1 pseudogene is annotated in these 692 nt (G+C 60.4%); it reads left to right on the top strand.

Features of this window, described 5'->3' with window-relative positions:
* Positions 1–692, top strand: a pseudogene (locus AC1D0Z_RS23540) (HAMP domain-containing protein); the annotation flags it as partial.

Raw genomic sequence — 692 nt, 5'->3', positions numbered from 1 at the left:
GTCCAAAAAGATCACGGTGGACGTGAAAGGCGAGATTCTCGAACTCAAGAACACCATCAACACCATGGTGGACCAGCTCCGTTCTTTTGCCTCCGAAGTGACGCGCGTGGCGCGGGAAGTCGGTACCGAAGGCAAGCTGGGCGGGCAGGCCGACGTGCAGGGCGTGGCCGGCACCTGGAAGGACYTGACCGACAACGTGAACTTCATGGCCGGTAACCTGACATCACAGGTGCGCAACATYGCCGASGTGACSAMGGCCGTGGCSGCCGGCGACCTGTCCAARAARATCACRGTGGACGTSAAGGGCGAGATYCTCGAACTCAAGAACACCATCAACACCATGGTGGACCAGCTGTCTTCATTTGCATCCGAGGTGACGCGGGTGGCGCGCGAGGTGGGTACCGARGGCAAGCTGGGCGGRCAGGCYGACGTGCAGGGCGTGGCCGGCACCTGGAAGGACCTGACCGACTCGGTCAACTCCATGGGYTCCAACTTGACCGGCCAAGTGCGCAACATTGCCGAGGTGACGAAAGCCGTGGCGGCTGGCGACCTGTCCAAAAAGATCACGGTCGACGTGAAGGGCGAGATTCTCGAACTCAAGAACACCATCAACACCATGGTGGACCAGCTGTCTTCATTCTGTCTTCATTTGCATCCGAGGTGACGCGGGTGGCGCGCGAGGTGGGTACCGA

It is taken from the genome of Polaromonas sp. P1_E3 (genome assembly GCF_056405935.1).
The sequence above is the reverse complement of the archived record's forward strand: the minus strand, read 5'-3'. Positions and strand labels throughout refer to the sequence as shown.